The following is a 15,852-nucleotide window of genomic DNA, read 5'->3' as shown; positions in this document are numbered from 1 at the left end:
TGCACTTCCATGACCGAGTTCAAGGACGTCGAACGCGAACTCGCGGGCTTTCGCCGGCGCGTGGTCGTGGTCGGGCTGGTCGTGGTGCTGGCCTTCGCCGGGCTGTTCGCGCGGCTGGTGGTGCTGCAGGTCATGCGCCACGACGACCTGCGCGCCCAGGCCGAGCGCAACCGCACGGCCGTGGTGCCGGTGGCGCCCACGCGCGGCCACATCGTGGACCGCAACGGCGTGGTGCTGGCCAGCAACTACTCGGCCTACACGCTGGAGATCACGCCGTCCAAGGCCGGGCCGCTGGAGCCGGCGATCGACGCGCTGTCCCAGGTCGTCGAGATCACGCCGCGCGACCGGCGGCGCTTCCGCAAGCTGCTGGACGAGTCGCGCAACTTCGAGTCGCTGCCGATCCGCACCCGGCTGACCGACGAGGAGGTGGCCCGCTTCGCGGCGCAGCGCTACCGCTTCCCGGGCATGGACATCAAGGCCCGGCTGTTCCGCTACTACCCGCAGGGCGCGCTGGCGGCGCACGTGGTCGGCTACATCGGCCGCATCAACGCGGCCGAGAAGGAGCGGCTGGAGGAAACCGACGAGGACGGCGACTACCGCGGCACCGAGTACATCGGCAAGCTCGGCATCGAGCAGAGCTACGAGAAGGAGCTGCACGGCAAGGCCGGCGCCGAGCAGATCGAGACCTCGGCCGGCGGGCGCGCCGTGCGGCGGCTGGCCAGCAGCAAGGCCACGCCGGGCGACACCGTGGTGCTGTCGATCGACCTGCGGCTGCAAAAGCTGGTGGAAGACCTGTACGGCGACCGCCGCGGCGCGCTGGTCGCGCTCGATCCCAAGACCGGCGAGGTGCTGGCCTTCGTCAGCAAGCCGACCTACGACCCCAACCTGTTCGTCGAAGGCATCGACCAGGAAAGCTGGAGCGCGCTGAACGAGTCCATCGACCGCCCGCTGCTGAACCGCGCGCTGCGCGGCACCTACCCGCCCGGCTCGACCTACAAGCCGTTCATGGCGCTGGCCGCGCTGGAGACCGGCGCGCGCCGGCCCGGCGACATCACCCACGACGCCGGCTCCTGGACCTTCGCCGGCCACACTTACCGCAGCCACGGCGACTACGGCCTGGGGGCGGTGGACATGCACCGCAGCATCGTCAAGTCCAGCAACGTCTACTACTACGCCCTGGCCAACGACATGGGCGTGGACGCGATCCACGACTTCATGGTGCCGCTGGGCTTCGGCCAGATCACCGGGCTGGACCTGCCCGGCGAGGTGCGCGGCGTGCTGCCCAGCCAGGCCTGGAAGCGCAAGGCCTACCGCCGGCCCGAGCAGCAGCGCTGGTACGCGGGCGAGACCATCTCGCTGGGCATCGGCCAGGGCTACAACACCTTCACGATGCTGCAGCTGGCGCATGCCACGGCCATCCTGGCCAACGGCGGGGTGAAGCACACGCCGCACCTTGCGCTGGAGATCGAGGACGGCGCGACCGGCGCGCGCCGCCCGGTGGCGCCTGAAGCCGGCCGCAGCCTGGGCTACCAGCCGGCCAACATCGCCGTGGTGCGGCGCGGGCTGGTCGGCGTGACGCAGGAGGGCACGGCCGCGCGCGTGTTCGCCGGTGCGCCCTACGTGTCCGGCGGCAAGACCGGCACGGCGCAGGCCGTCACCATCGGGCAGAAGAGCCGCTACAACGCCGCGGCGCTAGCAGAGCGCCAGCGCGACCATGCGCTGTACATGGCCTTCGCGCCCGCCGACGACCCGAAGATCGCGCTGGCGCTGATCGTGGAGAACGCTGGCTGGGGCGCCGAGGCGGCCGCGCCGATCGCGCGCCGCGTGTTCGATTTCTGGGTCGCCGGCCTGTACCCGAGCGAGGCCGACCTGGAGCACGTGCGCGCCGGCAAGGGCGGCCCGCCGGTCGGCAAGCCGCGCGCGATCTCCGAGGTGCCGGACCTGCCAGCGCCGCCGCTTGCGGGCGCGGCGAACGCGGCGGACCTGGCCGGGCTCGCGCCGCTGCAGGTGGCGCGCAGCCCGGCTGCCGTGGCCGTGGCGCGCTGACGGAGGGGCTGCGGCCCGGGCAAAAAAAAGCGCCGCAGAAGCGGCGCCAGGGTAAACATCTCGTGTGGATGTCTGAGTGATGTTCTTGGAATGCTGAATGTCTCCTCGGACCTCTCGCGTTCACCGAGCCGGGGCTGGCGAACAACAAGCGGAAATATAGACAATTTGTCAGGCTTTCAACATCGGGATAAACCCTGTGTCAGCCCCGTGTCAGCTAGCGGGTGTTTCAGCGCGGCTCCAGGTGCCCCAGCGGCAGCGCGCTGCTGTCCTTGACCTCGCCGAGCGAGAAGCTGGTGTGCAGGTCCTTCACGTTCGGCAGGTTGATCAGCACCTCGCGCGCGAACTGCGCGAAGCTGTCCAGGTCGCGCGACACCACCTGCAGCTCGAAGGTGCCGGCGCCGCTGATGTAGTGGCAGGACACGACCTCGGGCAGCGTGCGGATCGCGTCCTCCAGCTCGCGCGTGACGTTGCCGCTGTTGCGGTCCGCATCCAGCCGCACGAAGGCCAGCACGCCGAGGCCGATCTTGCGGCGGTCGATCTCGGCATGGTAGCCCTTGATGAAGCCGGCTTCCTCCAGCGCCCGCACGCGGCGCCAGCACGGCGCGGCCGACAGCCCCACGCGCTGCGCCAGCTCGGCATTGCTGAGCCGGCCATCGGCCTGCAGTTCTTGCAGGATCTTCCGATCGAACTTGTCGAGTGTTTCCATATCGGCGTGTTTTGGGAAATGATCTTTCCAGATGTTCCGGAATCGGCGAATAGAAAGCAAGGACATATCGGCACCGGCTCAATACACTGGTCCGTAGAAGCGAGCGCATGAAGAGCGCATGCCCGCTGTGCATGAGGCGGCCGCCCCCGCCGGGAGATGTCCACGATGAACGCCCCTTTGCCCGAACACATCCGCAAGGCCCTGGAAACGGTCACGCTGGACGACAAGTACAGCCTGGACTACGGCCGCGCCTTCATGAGCGGCGTGCAGGCGCTGGTCAAGCTGCCGATGCTGCAGCGCCTGCGTGACGCCCAGGCCGGACGCAACACCGCCGGCTTCATCAGCGGCTACCGCGGCTCGCCGCTGGGCGGCTACGACCAGATGCTGTGGAAGGCGGCCAGCTACCTGCAGGCGCAGAACATCGTGTTCCAGCCCGGCGTGAACGAGGAACTGGCCGCCACCGCGGTCTGGGGCACGCAGCAGCTCGGCTTCGCGCCGCCGGGCAGCAACCGCTTCGACGGCGTGTTCGGCATCTGGTACGGCAAGGGCCCGGGCGTGGACCGCTGCTCCGACGTGTTCAAGCACGCCAACATGGCCGGCACCAGCCCGCTGGGCGGCGTGATCGCGGTGGCCGGCGACGACCATGTGTCCAAGAGCTCCACGGCCGCGCACCAGAGCGACCACATCTTCAAGGCCTGCGGGCTGCCGGTGTTCTTCCCGGCCAACGTGCAGGAGATCCTGGACCTGGGCCTGCATGCCTTCGCGATGAGCCGCTTCGCCGGCGTGTGGACCGGCATGAAGACGATCCAGGAGATCGTCGAGTCCAGCGCCACGGCCGTGATCGACCCCGGGCGCGTGCAGATCGTGCTGCCGACGGACTTCGAGATGCCGCCCGGCGGCGTGCACATCCGCTGGCCCGACCATGCGCTGGAGCAGGAGGCCCGGCTGTTCCACTACAAGTGGTATGCCGCGCTGGCCTACATCCGCGCCAACCGGCTGAACCACAACGTGGTCGCGGGGCCGAACGACCGCTACGGCCTGATCGCCAGCGGCAAGGCCTACAACGACACGCGCCAGGCCCTGCTGGACCTGGGGCTGGACGACGCCGCCTGCCGCCAGCTCGGCATCCGGCTGCACAAGGTCGGCGTGGTCTGGCCGCTGGAGGCGCAGCTCACGCGCGACTTCGCGACCGGCCTGCAGGAGATCCTGGTCGTCGAGGAGAAGCGCCAGGTCATCGAGTACCAGCTCAAGGAAGAGCTGTACAACTGGCGCGCCGACGTGCGGCCCAACGTGCTCGGCAAGTTCAACGAGGTCGAGGGCGATTTCTCGGGCGGCGAATGGTCCATGCCCAACCCGACCGCGAACACGCTGCTGCGCGCCAATGCCGACCTGTCGCCGGCGCTGATCGCCAAGGCCCTGGCCCAGCGCCTGGAGAAGACCGGCGTGCTGGCCGCCGGCGGCGCCGACATGGTGGCGCGCGTGGACGCCCAGCTCGCGATCCTGCAGGCCAAGGAGCGCGCCATGCAGAAGCTGGAGCTCGGCGGCGTGCAGGGCGCCGACCGGCTGCCCTGGTTCTGCTCGGGCTGCCCGCACAACACCTCCACCCGCGTGCCGGAGGGCTCGCGCGCGCTGGGCGGCATCGGCTGCCATTTCATGGCGACCTGGATGGACCGCAGCACGATCGGCTTCACCCAGATGGGCGGCGAGGGCGTGCCCTGGGTCGGCCAGCAGCCGTTCACGACCGAGCGGCACCTCTTCGCCAACCTGGGCGACGGCACCTACTTCCACAGCGGGCTGATGGCGATCCGCCAGAGCATCGCCGCCGGCGTCAACATCACCTACAAGATCCTCTACAACGACGCGGTCGCCATGACCGGCGGCCAGCGCGTCGGCGAGCGGCCCGAGGGCCATTCGGTGCTGCAGATCGCCGAGAGCCTGCACGCCGAGGGCGTGAAGAAGCTCGTCGTCGTGACCGACGAGCCGGAGAAGTACCGCGGCGTCGCGATCCCGGGCGACGACGTGCAGGTGCGGCACCGCGACGAACTGGACGCGATCCAGCGCGCGTTCCGCGAGATTCCCGGCACCACGATCATCATCTACGACCAGACCTGCGCGACCGAGAAGCGCCGCCGCCGCAAGCGCGGCACGGCGGTCGATCCGGCCGTGCGCGTGGTCATCAACGAGCTGGTCTGCGAGGGCTGCGGCGACTGCGGCGTGCAGTCCAACTGCCTGTCGGTCGAGCCGCTGGAGACCGAGTTCGGCCGCAAGCGCCAGATCAACCAGAGCAGCTGCAACAAGGACCTGAGCTGCCTGAAGGGCTTCTGCCCCAGCTTCGTGACGGTGGAGGGCGGCAGGCTCAAGGGCCGGGCCAAGGCCCAGGCGCCGTCGCCCTACGCCCTGGGCGAGCTGCCCGAACCGGCGCTCCCGCCGCTGTCCGGCACCTGGGGCATCGTGGTCGCCGGCGTCGGCGGTACCGGCGTGATCACGATCGGCCAGCTGCTGGGCATGGCCGCGCACATGGAGGGCAAGGGCATCGTCACGCAGGATGCAGCAGGCCTGGCGCAGAAGGGCGGCGCGACCTGGAGCCACGTGCTGATCGGCCCGTGCCAGGACGACATCCGCACCACGCGCGTGTCCATGGCCGCGGCCGACCTGGTGCTGGGCTGCGACCCGCTGGTCGCCGCCGGCAAGGAGACCACGGTGCGCATGCGCGAGGGCCGCACCCGCGTGGCGCTGAACACGCATGGCGCGCCGACCGCGGCCTTCGTGAAGAACACCGACTGGCAGAACCCGGCCGCGGCCTGCGCGGCCGAGTTGGCGCAGATCGTCGGCGAGGCCGCGCTCGGCCGCTTCGACGCCGACACGGCCGCCAGGCAGTTGATGGGCGACACCCTGTACGCCAACCCGATGATGCTGGGCTATGCGTGGCAGAAGGGCTGGATCCCGCTGGAGCGCGCCTCGCTGCTGCGCGCGATCGAGCTGAACGCCGTGGCCGTGGAGCAGAACAAGGCGGCCTTCGAATGGGGCCGCCGGGCGGCCGCCGACCCGGCGTCCCTCGGCGGGTTGCTCGGCGCTGCCGGCCAGCAGGTCATCGAACTGCGCAAGCGCGACACGCTGGACCAGTTGGTCGCGCGCCGCGTCGCCTTCCTGACCGACTACCAGAACGCCGCCTACGCCGCCGACTACCAGGCCTTCGTCGACAAGGTGCGCGCGCGCGAGCAGGCCATGGGCACGCCCCGGCACCTGCCGCTGACCGAGGCCGTGGCGCGCTATCTGTTCAAGCTGATGGCCTACAAGGACGAGTACGAGGTCGCGCGGCTGCACAGCGATCCGGCTTTCCTGCAGCGCATCGAGGGCATGTTCGAGGGCGACTACACGCTGCACTACCACCTGGCGCCGCCGCTGACCGCGCGGAAGAACGACAAGGGCGAACTGCTCAAGCGCAAGTACGGCCCGGCCATGCTGACCGGCTTCCGTCTGCTGGCGAAGCTCAAGGGCCTGCGCGGCAGTGCACTCGATCCGTTCGGCCGCAGCGCCGAGCGCCGGGCCGAGCGTGCGCTGATCGCCGAATACCGCGCCAGCATCGAGGAGGTGCTGGCCGGCCTGAACGCCGCCAACCATGCCGTGGCGCTGGACATCGCGCGCATTCCGGAGCAGATCAAGGGCTACGGCCACGTGAAGGAGCGCAACCTCGCGGCTGCGCGGCGCCGCTGGGCGCAGCTGCAGGCCGCCTTCCGCGATCCGGCGGCGCCGGCCCGCGCGGCCTGACGCCGGGCGCGCCGCCGGCCTTACGCCGGCAGGGGCCTCCCCGGCGCGCCCCAGACCGGGGCATACAATCCCATGCTTTTCGTCCGCCCCGCGCGCATGCGATGCGCGGGGCCGCGCGCCCACGCTGCGCGCGCCATCCGACCTTGCACCCTCTTGTGGAGCCGCTCCGTGCTGATTTCTTCCGCTTTCGCGCAAACCGCCCCTGCCGCTGCCGGCGGCGGTGGCCTGATGTCCTCGCTGGGCAGCATGCTGCCGCTGCTGCTGATGTTCGTGGTGCTGTACTTCATCATGATCCGGCCGCAGATGAAGAAGCAGAAGGAGCACCGCGCCATGATCGACGCGCTGGCCAAGGGTGACGAGGTCGCCACCGCCGGCGGCCTGCTGGGCCGGGTCACCAAGGTGGGCGAAGGCACGCTGAGCGTGGAGATCGCCAGTGGCGTGGAAGTGCAGCTGCAGCGCCATGCCGTGGTGCAGGTGCTGCCCAAGGGCACCATCAAGTAAGCCGTCGTTGCGAGGAGCGCGCCGCCCGCGGCGCACACGATCATGAATCGATATCCGGTGTGGAAGTACGCGACCATCGTGGTCGTGCTGCTTCTGGGGCTGATCTACGCCCTGCCCAATTTCTTTGGCGAGGCACCGGCCGTCCAGGTGTCCGCCGGCAAGTCCACGGTCAAGGTCGACGATGCGACCCGCGTGCGCGTCGAGCAGATCCTGCAGGAGGCCGGCGTCGCGCCCGACCTGGTCACGCAGGACGCCGGCTCCGTGCGCGCGCGCTTCGCGACGCCGGACCAGCAGCTCAAGGCCCGCGACGCGCTGCAGCATGCGCTGGTGCCCGATCCGGCCGACCCGTCCTACATCGTCGCGCTGAACCTGGTGTCGCGCTCGCCGGCCTGGCTGACGGCGCTGAACGCCCACCCGATGTACCTGGGGCTGGACCTGCGCGGCGGCGTGGACTTCCTGCTGCAGGTGGACATGAAGGGCGCCATCGACAAGCGTGCCGAGTCCTTCGCCGGCGACCTGCGCGTGGCGCTGCGCGACAAGAACATCCGCGGCGCCTCGGTCAACCGCAACGGCCAGGCCGTGGAGATCACGTTCCGCGACCGCGAGGCGCTGGAAGCCGCCCGGCGCGTGCTGCAGGACCAGTTCCCCGACCTCACGGCCACCGACACGCAGGACGGCAACGTCTGGCGCATGGTCGCCAGCATCAAGCCCGAGGCCGCGCGCCGGCTGCAGGATGCCGCGCTCAAGCAGAACATCACCACGCTGCACAACCGCATCAACGAGCTGGGCGTGGCCGAGCCGGTGATCCAGCAGCAGGGCCTGGAGCGCATCGTGGTCCAGCTGCCCGGCGTGCAGGACGTGGCCAAGGCCAAGGACATCCTGGGCCGCACGGCCACGCTGGAGGTGCGCCTGGTCGACGAGAGCACCGAGGCGCGCAGCGCCGAGACCGGCGGCGGCGCCGTGCCGTTCGGCTCCGAGCGCTATCCGGACCGCGCCGGCCAGCCCGTCATCGTCAAGCGCCAGGTGGTGCTGACCGGCGAGAACCTGACCGACGCCCAGCCCGGCTTCGACAGCCAGACCCAGGAGCCGACCGTCAACCTGACGCTGGACGGCAAGGGCGCGCGCATCTTCCGCGACGTCACGCGCGAGAACGTCGGCAAGCGCATGGCCATCATCCTGTTCGAGAAGGGCAAGGGCGAGGTCGTCACCGCGCCGGTGATCCGCACCGAGATCGGCGGCGGCCGCGTGCAGATCTCCGGCCGCATGACCACCACCGAGGCCAACGACACCGCGCTGCTGCTGCGCGCCGGCTCGCTGGCCGCGCCGATGGAGATCATCCAGGAGCGCACGATCGGCCCCAGCCTGGGCGCGGACAACATCAGCAAGGGCTTCAACAGCGTGCTGTACGGCTTCCTGGCGATCATGGTCTTCATGTGCGCCTACTACGCGCTGTTCGGCGTGTTCTCCTCGATCGCGCTGGCGTTCAACCTGCTGCTGCTGGTGGCCGTGCTGTCCATGCTGCAGGCCACGCTGACGCTGCCCGGCATCGCGGCCATGGCGCTGGCGATCGGCGTGGCGATCGACTCCAACGTGCTGATCAACGAGCGCATCCGCGAGGAGCTGCGCGCCGGCGCCTCGCCGCAGGCGGCCATCCACGCCGGCTACGACCGCGCCTGGGGCACCATCCTCGATTCCAACGTCACCACTCTGATCGCCGGCCTGGCGCTGCTGGCCTTCGGCTCCGGGCCGATCCGCGGCTTCGCGGTGGTGCACTGCCTGGGCATCCTGACCTCGATGTTCTCGGCCGTGTTCTTCTCGCGCGCGCTGGTGAACCTGTGGTACGGCCGCAAGAAGAAGCTCAAGAGCGTGTCCATCGGCACGGTCTGGCGGCCCGGGAACGACAGCGGCGACGTCGCCGTGCAGACCAAGTAAGGCGGGGGCACGACCATGGAATTCTTCCGCATCCGCAAGACCATCCCGTTCATGCGCCACGCGCTGGTGCTGAACATCGTCTCCTTCGTGACCTTCGCGCTGGCGGTGTTCTTCCTGTTCCACCGCGGGCTGCACCTGTCGGTGGAATTCACCGGCGGCACCGTGATGGAGGTGGCCTACCAGCAGTCCGCCGACATCGGCCAGGTGCGCGAGACCGTCGGCAAGCTCGGCTATTCCGACGTGCTGGTGCAGGCCTACGGCAGCTCGCGCGACGTGCAGATCCGCCTGCCCGCGCGCAAGGACATGAACGCCACGCAGCAGAGCGAGCAGGTGATGCAGGCGCTCAGGGCGGCCGATCCGGCCGTCGCGCTGCGCGGCGTGGAGTTCGTCGGCCCGCAGGTCGGCGAGGAACTGACCAGCAAGGGCCTGAAGGCGCTGGCCGTGGTGGTGGCCGGCATCATGATCTACCTGGCGTTCCGCTTCGAGTGGAAGTTCGCCGTGTCCACGGTGTTCGCCAACCTGCACGACGTGGTCATCATCCTGGGCTTCTTCGCGTTCTTCCAGTGGGAGTTCTCGCTGGCGGTGCTGGCGGCGGTGCTGGCGGTGCTGGGCTATTCGGTCAACGAGTCGGTGGTGATCTTCGACCGGGTGCGCGAGAACTTCCGGCGCTACCGCAAGCTGTCCACGCAGGAGGTCATCGATTCGGCGATCACCTCCACGATCAGCCGGACCATCATCACGCACGGCTCCACGCAGCTCGTGGTGCTGTCGATGTTCTTCTTCGGCGGGCCCACGCTGCACTACTTCGCGCTGGCGCTGACGATCGGCATCTGCTTCGGCATCTACTCGTCGTGCTTCGTCGCGGCGGCCATCGCGATGTGGCTGGGCGTCAAGCGCGAGGATCTGGTGAAGGCGGCCAAGAAGGAGGAAGATCCGAACGACCCCAACGCTGGCGCCGTCGTCTGACACCCACAGCCTTCCCATGGCCTCCCAAGCTCCTTCCGACCATGCCCTGGCGCGCCGGACGCGCGAGCGCTTCGTCGCCGAGATGTGCCGCGGGCTCGGCGAGCTCGGGGCGGCCGTCAAGGAGCGGCTGACCGAGGCGCTGGAGCAGGTCAGCTCCGTGCGCGAGATGCAGGAGCGCCGGGACGCCTGGACGCTGTTCCAGAGCCACGGCCGGGCCTGGGAGGAGGGCACCGCCAGCGCTTGGCGGCGGGCCGCGCAGGCCGTCGGCGCGCCCCCGGTGGCCGCGCGGCCGGCCGCGGCCGGGGGCGACCTGCAGCTCGAGCTCGTCGGCGACGAGGCGGTCGAGAACAAGATCCAGGCCTCGCGCCTGGCGCTGGCCCTGCGCGAGCGCGCCGGCGGCCCGCTGGCCGAGCTGTGCGTGGGCGTGCAGCATCTCGAGCGGCGCGAGGAACTGCCGGAGCACGACGTGCTGCGGCCCGAGGCGCTGATGCTGCTGCTGGTCGAGCAATGGACCGTGGCCGGCCTGCAGCGCAGCAGCCTGCCGCTGGTCATGGACACGCTGCAGCGCCATCTGGCCGGCGACATGCTGCAGGCCTGCAAGGCCTGCGACGCCCTGCTGAGGGCCGCCGGCGTGCAGCCGGACGCCGACCTGCGCCAGCGCGTGCGGCTGACCCAGATGGCCGGCCCCGGCGCCGCCCCGGCTGCGGCGCGGAGCGCGCCGGCGCCGGTGCCGTCGTCGTCCGGCTGGATGGCGACGGCCATCGGCGCTGCTGCCGCGGCGCCCGGTCCTGCGCCGCGCGGCGCGGCGCCCGCGGCGCAGCCGGCAGGCGGAGGGGAGGGCGGTGCAGCGGGCGAGGCGCCGCTGTCGCCGCTGGCGCGCGCGCGCCGGCGCGCCCAGGGCGTGCTGGGCCAGCTGCGCCGCGTGCTGAGCGAGCAGGCCGGCCATTTCTTCGAGCCCACGGCCAAGCAGGAGATCTCGCCCACGCTGGCCGACGCCATCCGCAGGAGCCGGCACGTGGTGTTCGACTCGGACCTGCTGCTCGGCGACACCGAGCCGGCCGGCACCGGCGGCTACACCCAGGCCAACGTCGTGCGCGCGGCCGCCGTGCTGCGCGAGCATTCCAACGAGCTCAAGCGCAAGGCCGCCACCGACAGCGAGAAGGCCACGATCGAGATCGTGGCGCTGATGTTCCAGAGCATCCTGGCCGAGGAGCGCATCCCCGCGGCGATCCGCGTGTGGTTCGCCCGGCTGCAGCTGCCGGTGCTGCGGGTGGCGCTGGCCGAGCCGGAGTTCTTCGGCACGCTGAACCATCCGGCGCGCCAGCTGATCGACCGCATGGGTTCCTGCGTGCTGGGCTTCGACGCCCGCGCCATCGGCGGCAGCGCGCTGGAGGCCGAGATCCGGCGCGTGGTGCAGGTCATCGAGCAGTACCCGGAGACCGGCCGGCGCGTGTTCCAGCTGGTCTACGACGAGTTCCAGAAGTTCCTGTCCCGGTACCTGACCGAGAAGGGCGCGGCGTCCAAGGTGGTCAGCGTGGCGCAGCAGGTCGAGCAGAAGGAGACGCTGGCGATCCAGTACACGATCGAGCTGCGCAACCTGTTGCAGGACATGCCGGTGCGCGAGGAGGTGCGCGAGTTCCTGTTCAAGGTCTGGGCCGAGGTGCTGGCCATGGCCGCCGTGCGCAAGGGTCCGCAGGACGAGGAGACCGTGGCGCTCAAGCGTTCGGCCGCCGACCTGGTCTGGGCCGCCAGCGCCAAGCCCAACCGGGCCGACCGCACGCGCGTGATCCAGAGCCTGCCGCAGCTGCTGCAGCGCCTGCGCCAGGGCATGACGCTGCTGGGCCTGGCCTCGCCGGTGCAGGAAGGCCATATCAAGCGCATCAGCGACACGCTGGCCGACGCCTTCATGTCCAAGACCGAGGCGATCCCGCAGGCCCGCATCGACCAGATGGCCCAGCGCCTGGCCAACCTGGAGGACTTCGTCAGCGACGACAGCATGGGCGACCTGGCGCTGGACGCCGACAGCATCGAGCTGATGCTGGGCATCGACGCCTCGTCGATCGACGTGATCCCCGACGCCGGTGCCCGGCCCGGCGACGCCATGCTGGACTGGGCGCGCGAACTCCAGGTGGGCCACTGGTTCACGCTGGACCACAACCAGAAGGTCAGCCAGGTGCAGCTGGCCTGGCGCAGCGAGCGCCGGCAGCTGTACCTGTTCGCGTCCATGGACGGGCGCAGCACGCTGATCCAGATCAAGCGCGTGGCCGCCTACCTGCAGGCCGGCCTGCTGATCCCGCAGGAAGAAGAGGCGCTGACGCTGCGCGCCACGCGCCAGGCGCTGGAGAAGCTGGACGCGAATCCGGAGCGGCTGCTGGCCGTGCCGGCGGGCTAGCCGGTCACGAGGCGCTGGAACAGCGCGCCCGGCAGGCGGGCGACCTGGCCCTGCAGCTCCAGCTCCAGCAGGCGCGCCTGCAGCCGCGGCGCCGGCAGGCCGGTGCGGGCGACCAGCGCATCCAGGCCGATCGGGTCGAAGCCCAGCTGGGCCAGCACCGCGTCCTCCGCCGCGGCCGGCGCCTCTTCGGCCGGCACGGGGCGCGGGGCGGGCGGTGCGCCGAACTCCTCGAACACATCCTCCAGGCAGGTCACCAGCTTGGCGCCCTGCTGGATCAGCGCGTGGCAGCCCTGCGACTGCGGCGCGTGGATCGAGCCGGGCACGGCGAACACCTCCTTGCCCTGCTCGGCCGCGAGCCGGGCCGTGATCAGCGAGCCCGAGCGCAGCGCTGCCTCCACCACCAGCGTGCCGCGCGACAGCCCGGCGATCAGCCGGTTGCGGCGCGGGAAGTTCTCGGCCAGCGGCGGCGTGCCGAGCGGGTATTCGGACAGCAGCATGCCGTGCGCCGCGATCGCGTGCGCCAGGGCCCGGTGCGCCTTGGGATAGACCCGGTCCAGCCCGGTGCCGACGACCGCGATCGTGGCCGGCTGCGGGCTGTCGGCGGGCATGCCGGCCAGCGCGCCCTCGTGGGCGGCGCCGTCCACGCCCAGCGCCAGCCCGGACACCACGGTCCAGCCGGCCGCGGCGCAGCCCTGGCCGAACTGGCGCGCATGGGCCAGGCCCTGCGGTGTCGGCTGGCGGCTGCCGACGATGGCCAGGCCCGGCGGCGCCTCGGGCCGGGCGACGAAGGCCGGCCAGCGCGCGAAGTCGCCCATCGCGTGCAGCAGCAGCGGCGGATCCTCCATGCGCAGCAGCGCCGCGGGATAGTCGGGCTGGCCGGGCGCCAGCAGGCGGCGCTGCTGCGGCGCCTCCTGCAGCCAGGCGAGCGTGGCCTCCAGCAGCGCGGCGTGGCCCGGCGGCGGCTGCCGCAGGGCCTGCGCCACGCCGGCCGGCACCGCCTGGGCCAGCACGGCCTCGTCGCGGGCGAACACCGCCTCGGGGGTGCCGAAGGCGCGCAGCAGGCGGCGCGCCGTGGCGTTGCCGACGCCGGGCGTGCCCAGCAGCCGCAGCCAGGCGTCGAGTTCGCTGCGTTCCATCGGCGGCGCCGTTCCCGCCGGCTTCTCAGCGCGGCGTGACGAGCCGGTCGCCGACCTTCACGCCGGTGCGGATGTCCAGCAGCAGGCCGTAGGACACGCGCTCGAAGGTGCGGAACACCATCAGCAGCCCGTTCGGCTCGTCGGGCAGCTTCATGACCGGCTTGGCCGGATCGGTGCCGTCGACCATGGTGCCGCCATCGCTCAGCACCATCAGCACGTGGCCGCGCTCCAGGCCGTCGCGCGTGCCGCGGTTGATGGCCACGACCTGGTTCTGCGCGGCATTGGTGTTGGGGATGGCGATGCCGTAGATCGAGGCGACGCGGCCTTCGATCTGCGCCGCCGGCGCGTGCGGCGTGTAGCTGCGCAGCTCCGGCGGCGGCTCGGGCAGCAGCCGGTCGCCGATGCGGATCTCTTCCTTGGACGACAGGATGCTCAGCGCGGCCGGCACGATCTCCACCGCGGGCTTGCCGTCGCGGCCGCGCGTCTCGCGCGTGCCTTCGGGCTGCGCCAGCGTGGCCTTGCCGAGGTAGTAGGCCTCGTAGCCCAGCACCTCGCCGGACGTCGGGTCCTTGATCGGCACCGCGTCGCGCACGACGCGGAAGTTCTGCGGCGCGTCGCCCGCGGCGGCGGCCAGCGGTGCCGCGGGCGAGCCGCGGGCGTAGGCGCGGTCGCCCGGCGACAGCATCACCCGCTGCTCGCGCGTGGCCACGATGCGCGGGGCCTGCTGCAGCGCGTTCTCCGCCACGATCAGCGATTCGGTCAGGAAGGGCTCGATCAGCCCGGGCTGCAGCGTGGGCAGCGCGCTGTCGGCCAGCGAGGTGCTGCGCACGCGCGGCGACACGCGCACCGTCTGCAGCCCGCCGTCCGGCGCGCGCGTGCCGAGTACGGCGCGGCCGCCGCTGCGGTCCAGGAACAGCTGCTGGCCGGGATAGATCAGGTGCGGGTCGCGGATCTGCTGCAGGTTCATGCCCCACAGCTCCGGCCAGCGCCAGGGGCGCGCCAGGAACAGGCCGGCAATGCCCCACAGCGTGTCGCCGCTCCTGACGGTGTAGCTGTCCGGCGCGTTCGGCGCCAGCTCGGACAGCGCCACGCCACGCTGCGCCACCTGGGCAGCGGTGTCGCGCTGGGCCGGCGTGACGGCGGGGGTGGGCTGGGCCAGTGCCGGCAGCGCCGCCAGCATGGCCGCGGCAGCCAGCGTGGCCGTGCCGAGGCGGTTGTGCGTCATGCGTTGCACCAAAGACTGTTCAGAAAATGCGCAAAAAAGCGTCGGCAATTGTGCGTCGTAGCCCCTGGCCGAACAACGATTATTGCGCCCGGCCTGCGAGCGCCCGGTTGAAAGTGGCGAAAATAGCCACACCTGCCGTTCTTGCCGCTTCCTCGCTGTCCATGGCCTTGCTTCCCATCCTCCAGTATCCCGACACCCGGCTCCACAAGGTGGCCAAGCCGGTGGCGGTCGTGGACGACCGCATCCGCCGGCTCGTCGCCGACATGCTGGAGACCATGTACGCGGCCAAGGGCATCGGCCTGGCCGCCACCCAGATCGACGTGCACGAGCGCGTGATCGTGATCGACGTGTCCGAGGAGCGCGACACGCCGCTGGTGCTGGTCAACCCCGAGATCACCTGGGCCAGCGCCGAGCGCAGCCTGGGCGACGAAGGCTGCCTGTCCGTGCCCGGCGTCTACGACGGCGTGGAGCGCGCCAGCCAGGTGCGCGTGCAAGCGCTCGACGAGCATGGCCGCTCGCGCAGCGTCGAGGCCGACGGCCTGCTGGCCGTCTGCATCCAGCACGAGATGGACCACCTGCTCGGCAAGGTGTTCGTCCAGTACCTCTCGCCGCTCAAGCGCAACCGCATCAAGACCCGGATGCTCAAGGCCCAGCGCGAGCTGGCGCGCGAGTCCGCCTAGCCCCCATCGCCCATGCGCTGCCTTCCGCGCCGGATTGCCATGGCGCTGGCCGCTGTCTGGCTCGCCGGCTGCGCCGTCGTGCAGCCGGGCATGACGCGCGCCCAGGTATTCGCCGCCTGGGGCCAGCCCACGCGCAGCGTCTCCCTGCAGGGCGGCGAGCGGCTGCAGTACACGCAGCAGCCGGCCGGCCAGCAGGCCTGGATGGTCGATCTGGATGCGGCCGGCCAAGTCGTCCGCGTGCGGCAGGTGCTGACGGAGCAGGAGTTCGCCCGCATCGCCACGGACGGTTCCTGGACGCGCGCCGACGTCGAACGCGAGTTCGGCCCCGCGCCGGACCGCGAGCGCGTCAGCAGCTGGGACGGCCCGATCCTGACCTACCGCTGGCGCAGCGGCGCCACCGACCTCTACTACTGGGTCTACCTGGACCACGCCGGCATCGTGCGCCGTGCCCACCAGGGCATGGACTGGCACGCCATGCGGCGGGTCCTCCACTGAGCATT

General features: G+C 71.1%; 11 protein-coding genes. 8 read left to right on the top strand and 3 right to left on the bottom strand.

What is annotated here, in order from left to right; genetic code table 11:
- The first annotated feature begins 9 nt into the window (after positions 1-9).
- A complete protein-coding gene (gene mrdA / locus QM782_RS06635) occupies positions 10-2,046 on the top strand; it encodes a penicillin-binding protein 2 (RefSeq protein ID WP_415202125.1) in 2,037 nt (678 codons plus the stop codon).
- 226 nt (positions 2,047-2,272) lie between these two features.
- On the opposite strand, the gene QM782_RS06630 is transcribed toward mrdA, so the two are convergent.
- Positions 2,273-2,752, bottom strand: coding sequence for an Lrp/AsnC family transcriptional regulator (locus QM782_RS06630; protein ID WP_415202124.1), 480 nt, complete (start codon positions 2,750-2,752; stop codon positions 2,273-2,275).
- A 165-nt stretch (positions 2,753-2,917) separates the two neighbouring features.
- Here QM782_RS06630 and QM782_RS06625 point away from each other — a divergent pair, with 165 nt between their 5' ends.
- The 5 genes from QM782_RS06625 to QM782_RS06605 all read left to right on the top strand — a co-directional run bounded on the left by QM782_RS06625 (position 2,918) and on the right by QM782_RS06605 (position 12,311).
- A complete protein-coding gene (locus QM782_RS06625; protein ID WP_415202123.1) occupies positions 2,918-6,520 on the top strand; it encodes an indolepyruvate ferredoxin oxidoreductase family protein in 3,603 nt (1,200 codons plus the stop codon).
- A 168-nt stretch (positions 6,521-6,688) separates the two neighbouring features.
- Positions 6,689-7,021, top strand: a complete 333-nt coding sequence (yajC, locus tag QM782_RS06620; RefSeq protein WP_415202122.1) for a preprotein translocase subunit YajC — start codon at positions 6,689-6,691, stop codon at positions 7,019-7,021.
- Positions 7,022-7,063: 42 nt separating this feature from the next.
- Positions 7,064-8,953, top strand: a complete 1,890-nt coding sequence (secD, locus tag QM782_RS06615; RefSeq protein WP_415202121.1) for a protein translocase subunit SecD — start codon at positions 7,064-7,066, stop codon at positions 8,951-8,953.
- A gap of 15 nt (positions 8,954-8,968) precedes the next feature.
- Positions 8,969-9,919, top strand: coding sequence for a protein translocase subunit SecF (secF, locus tag QM782_RS06610; RefSeq protein ID WP_415202120.1), 951 nt, complete (start codon positions 8,969-8,971; stop codon positions 9,917-9,919).
- 16 nt (positions 9,920-9,935) lie between these two features.
- Complete coding sequence (locus tag QM782_RS06605; protein WP_415202119.1) at positions 9,936-12,311, top strand: DUF1631 family protein; 2,376 nt, start codon at positions 9,936-9,938, stop codon at positions 12,309-12,311.
- On the opposite strand, the gene dprA is transcribed toward QM782_RS06605, so the two are convergent.
- The gene (gene dprA, locus QM782_RS06600; protein ID WP_415202118.1) at positions 12,308-13,447 is read right to left on the bottom strand and encodes a DNA-processing protein DprA; all 1,140 of its coding nucleotides are present in this window, start codon (positions 13,445-13,447) and stop codon (positions 12,308-12,310) included. The genes QM782_RS06605 and dprA overlap by 4 nt on opposite strands.
- Before the next feature lie 25 nt (positions 13,448-13,472).
- On the bottom strand, positions 13,473-14,672 hold the full coding sequence (locus QM782_RS06595) for a LysM peptidoglycan-binding domain-containing protein (protein ID WP_415202117.1): 1,200 nt from the start codon (positions 14,670-14,672) through the stop codon (positions 13,473-13,475).
- Positions 14,673-14,833: 161 nt separating this feature from the next.
- Here QM782_RS06595 and def point away from each other — a divergent pair, with 161 nt between their 5' ends.
- Positions 14,834-15,352, top strand: a complete 519-nt coding sequence (gene def, locus QM782_RS06590; RefSeq protein ID WP_415202116.1) for a peptide deformylase — start codon at positions 14,834-14,836, stop codon at positions 15,350-15,352.
- A gap of 39 nt (positions 15,353-15,391) precedes the next feature.
- Positions 15,392-15,847 carry a hypothetical protein gene (locus QM782_RS06585; RefSeq protein WP_415202115.1) on the top strand — a complete coding sequence of 152 codons (456 nt, stop codon included), beginning with the start codon at positions 15,392-15,394 and terminating at the stop codon, positions 15,845-15,847.
- The last annotated feature ends 5 nt before the right edge of the window (positions 15,848-15,852 follow it).

Source organism: Pseudorhodoferax sp. (assembly GCF_047601025.1).
In the GTDB taxonomy this organism is placed as follows: domain Bacteria; phylum Pseudomonadota; class Gammaproteobacteria; order Burkholderiales; family Burkholderiaceae_C; genus Pseudorhodoferax.
This window is presented reverse-complemented; position numbering and strand designations above follow the sequence as displayed.

Bases quoted from the DNA above. Each gene is read 5' to 3' on its own strand.
- mrdA (WP_415202125.1), top strand. From the start codon at position 10: ATGACCGAGTTCAAGGACGTCGAACGCGAACTCGCGGGCTTTCGCCGG.
- QM782_RS06630 (WP_415202124.1), bottom strand. From the start codon at position 2,752: ATGGAAACACTCGACAAGTTCGATCGGAAGATCCTGCAAGAACTGCAG.
- QM782_RS06625 (WP_415202123.1), top strand. From the start codon at position 2,918: ATGAACGCCCCTTTGCCCGAACACATCCGCAAGGCCCTGGAAACGGTC.
- secD (WP_415202121.1), top strand. From the start codon at position 7,064: ATGAATCGATATCCGGTGTGGAAGTACGCGACCATCGTGGTCGTGCTG.
- secF (WP_415202120.1), top strand. From the start codon at position 8,969: ATGGAATTCTTCCGCATCCGCAAGACCATCCCGTTCATGCGCCACGCG.
- QM782_RS06605 (WP_415202119.1), top strand. From the start codon at position 9,936: ATGGCCTCCCAAGCTCCTTCCGACCATGCCCTGGCGCGCCGGACGCGC.
- dprA (WP_415202118.1), bottom strand. From the start codon at position 13,447: ATGGAACGCAGCGAACTCGACGCCTGGCTGCGGCTGCTGGGCACGCCC.
- QM782_RS06595 (WP_415202117.1), bottom strand. From the start codon at position 14,672: ATGACGCACAACCGCCTCGGCACGGCCACGCTGGCTGCCGCGGCCATG.
- def (WP_415202116.1), top strand. From the start codon at position 14,834: ATGGCCTTGCTTCCCATCCTCCAGTATCCCGACACCCGGCTCCACAAG.
- QM782_RS06585 (WP_415202115.1), top strand. From the start codon at position 15,392: ATGGCGCTGGCCGCTGTCTGGCTCGCCGGCTGCGCCGTCGTGCAGCCG.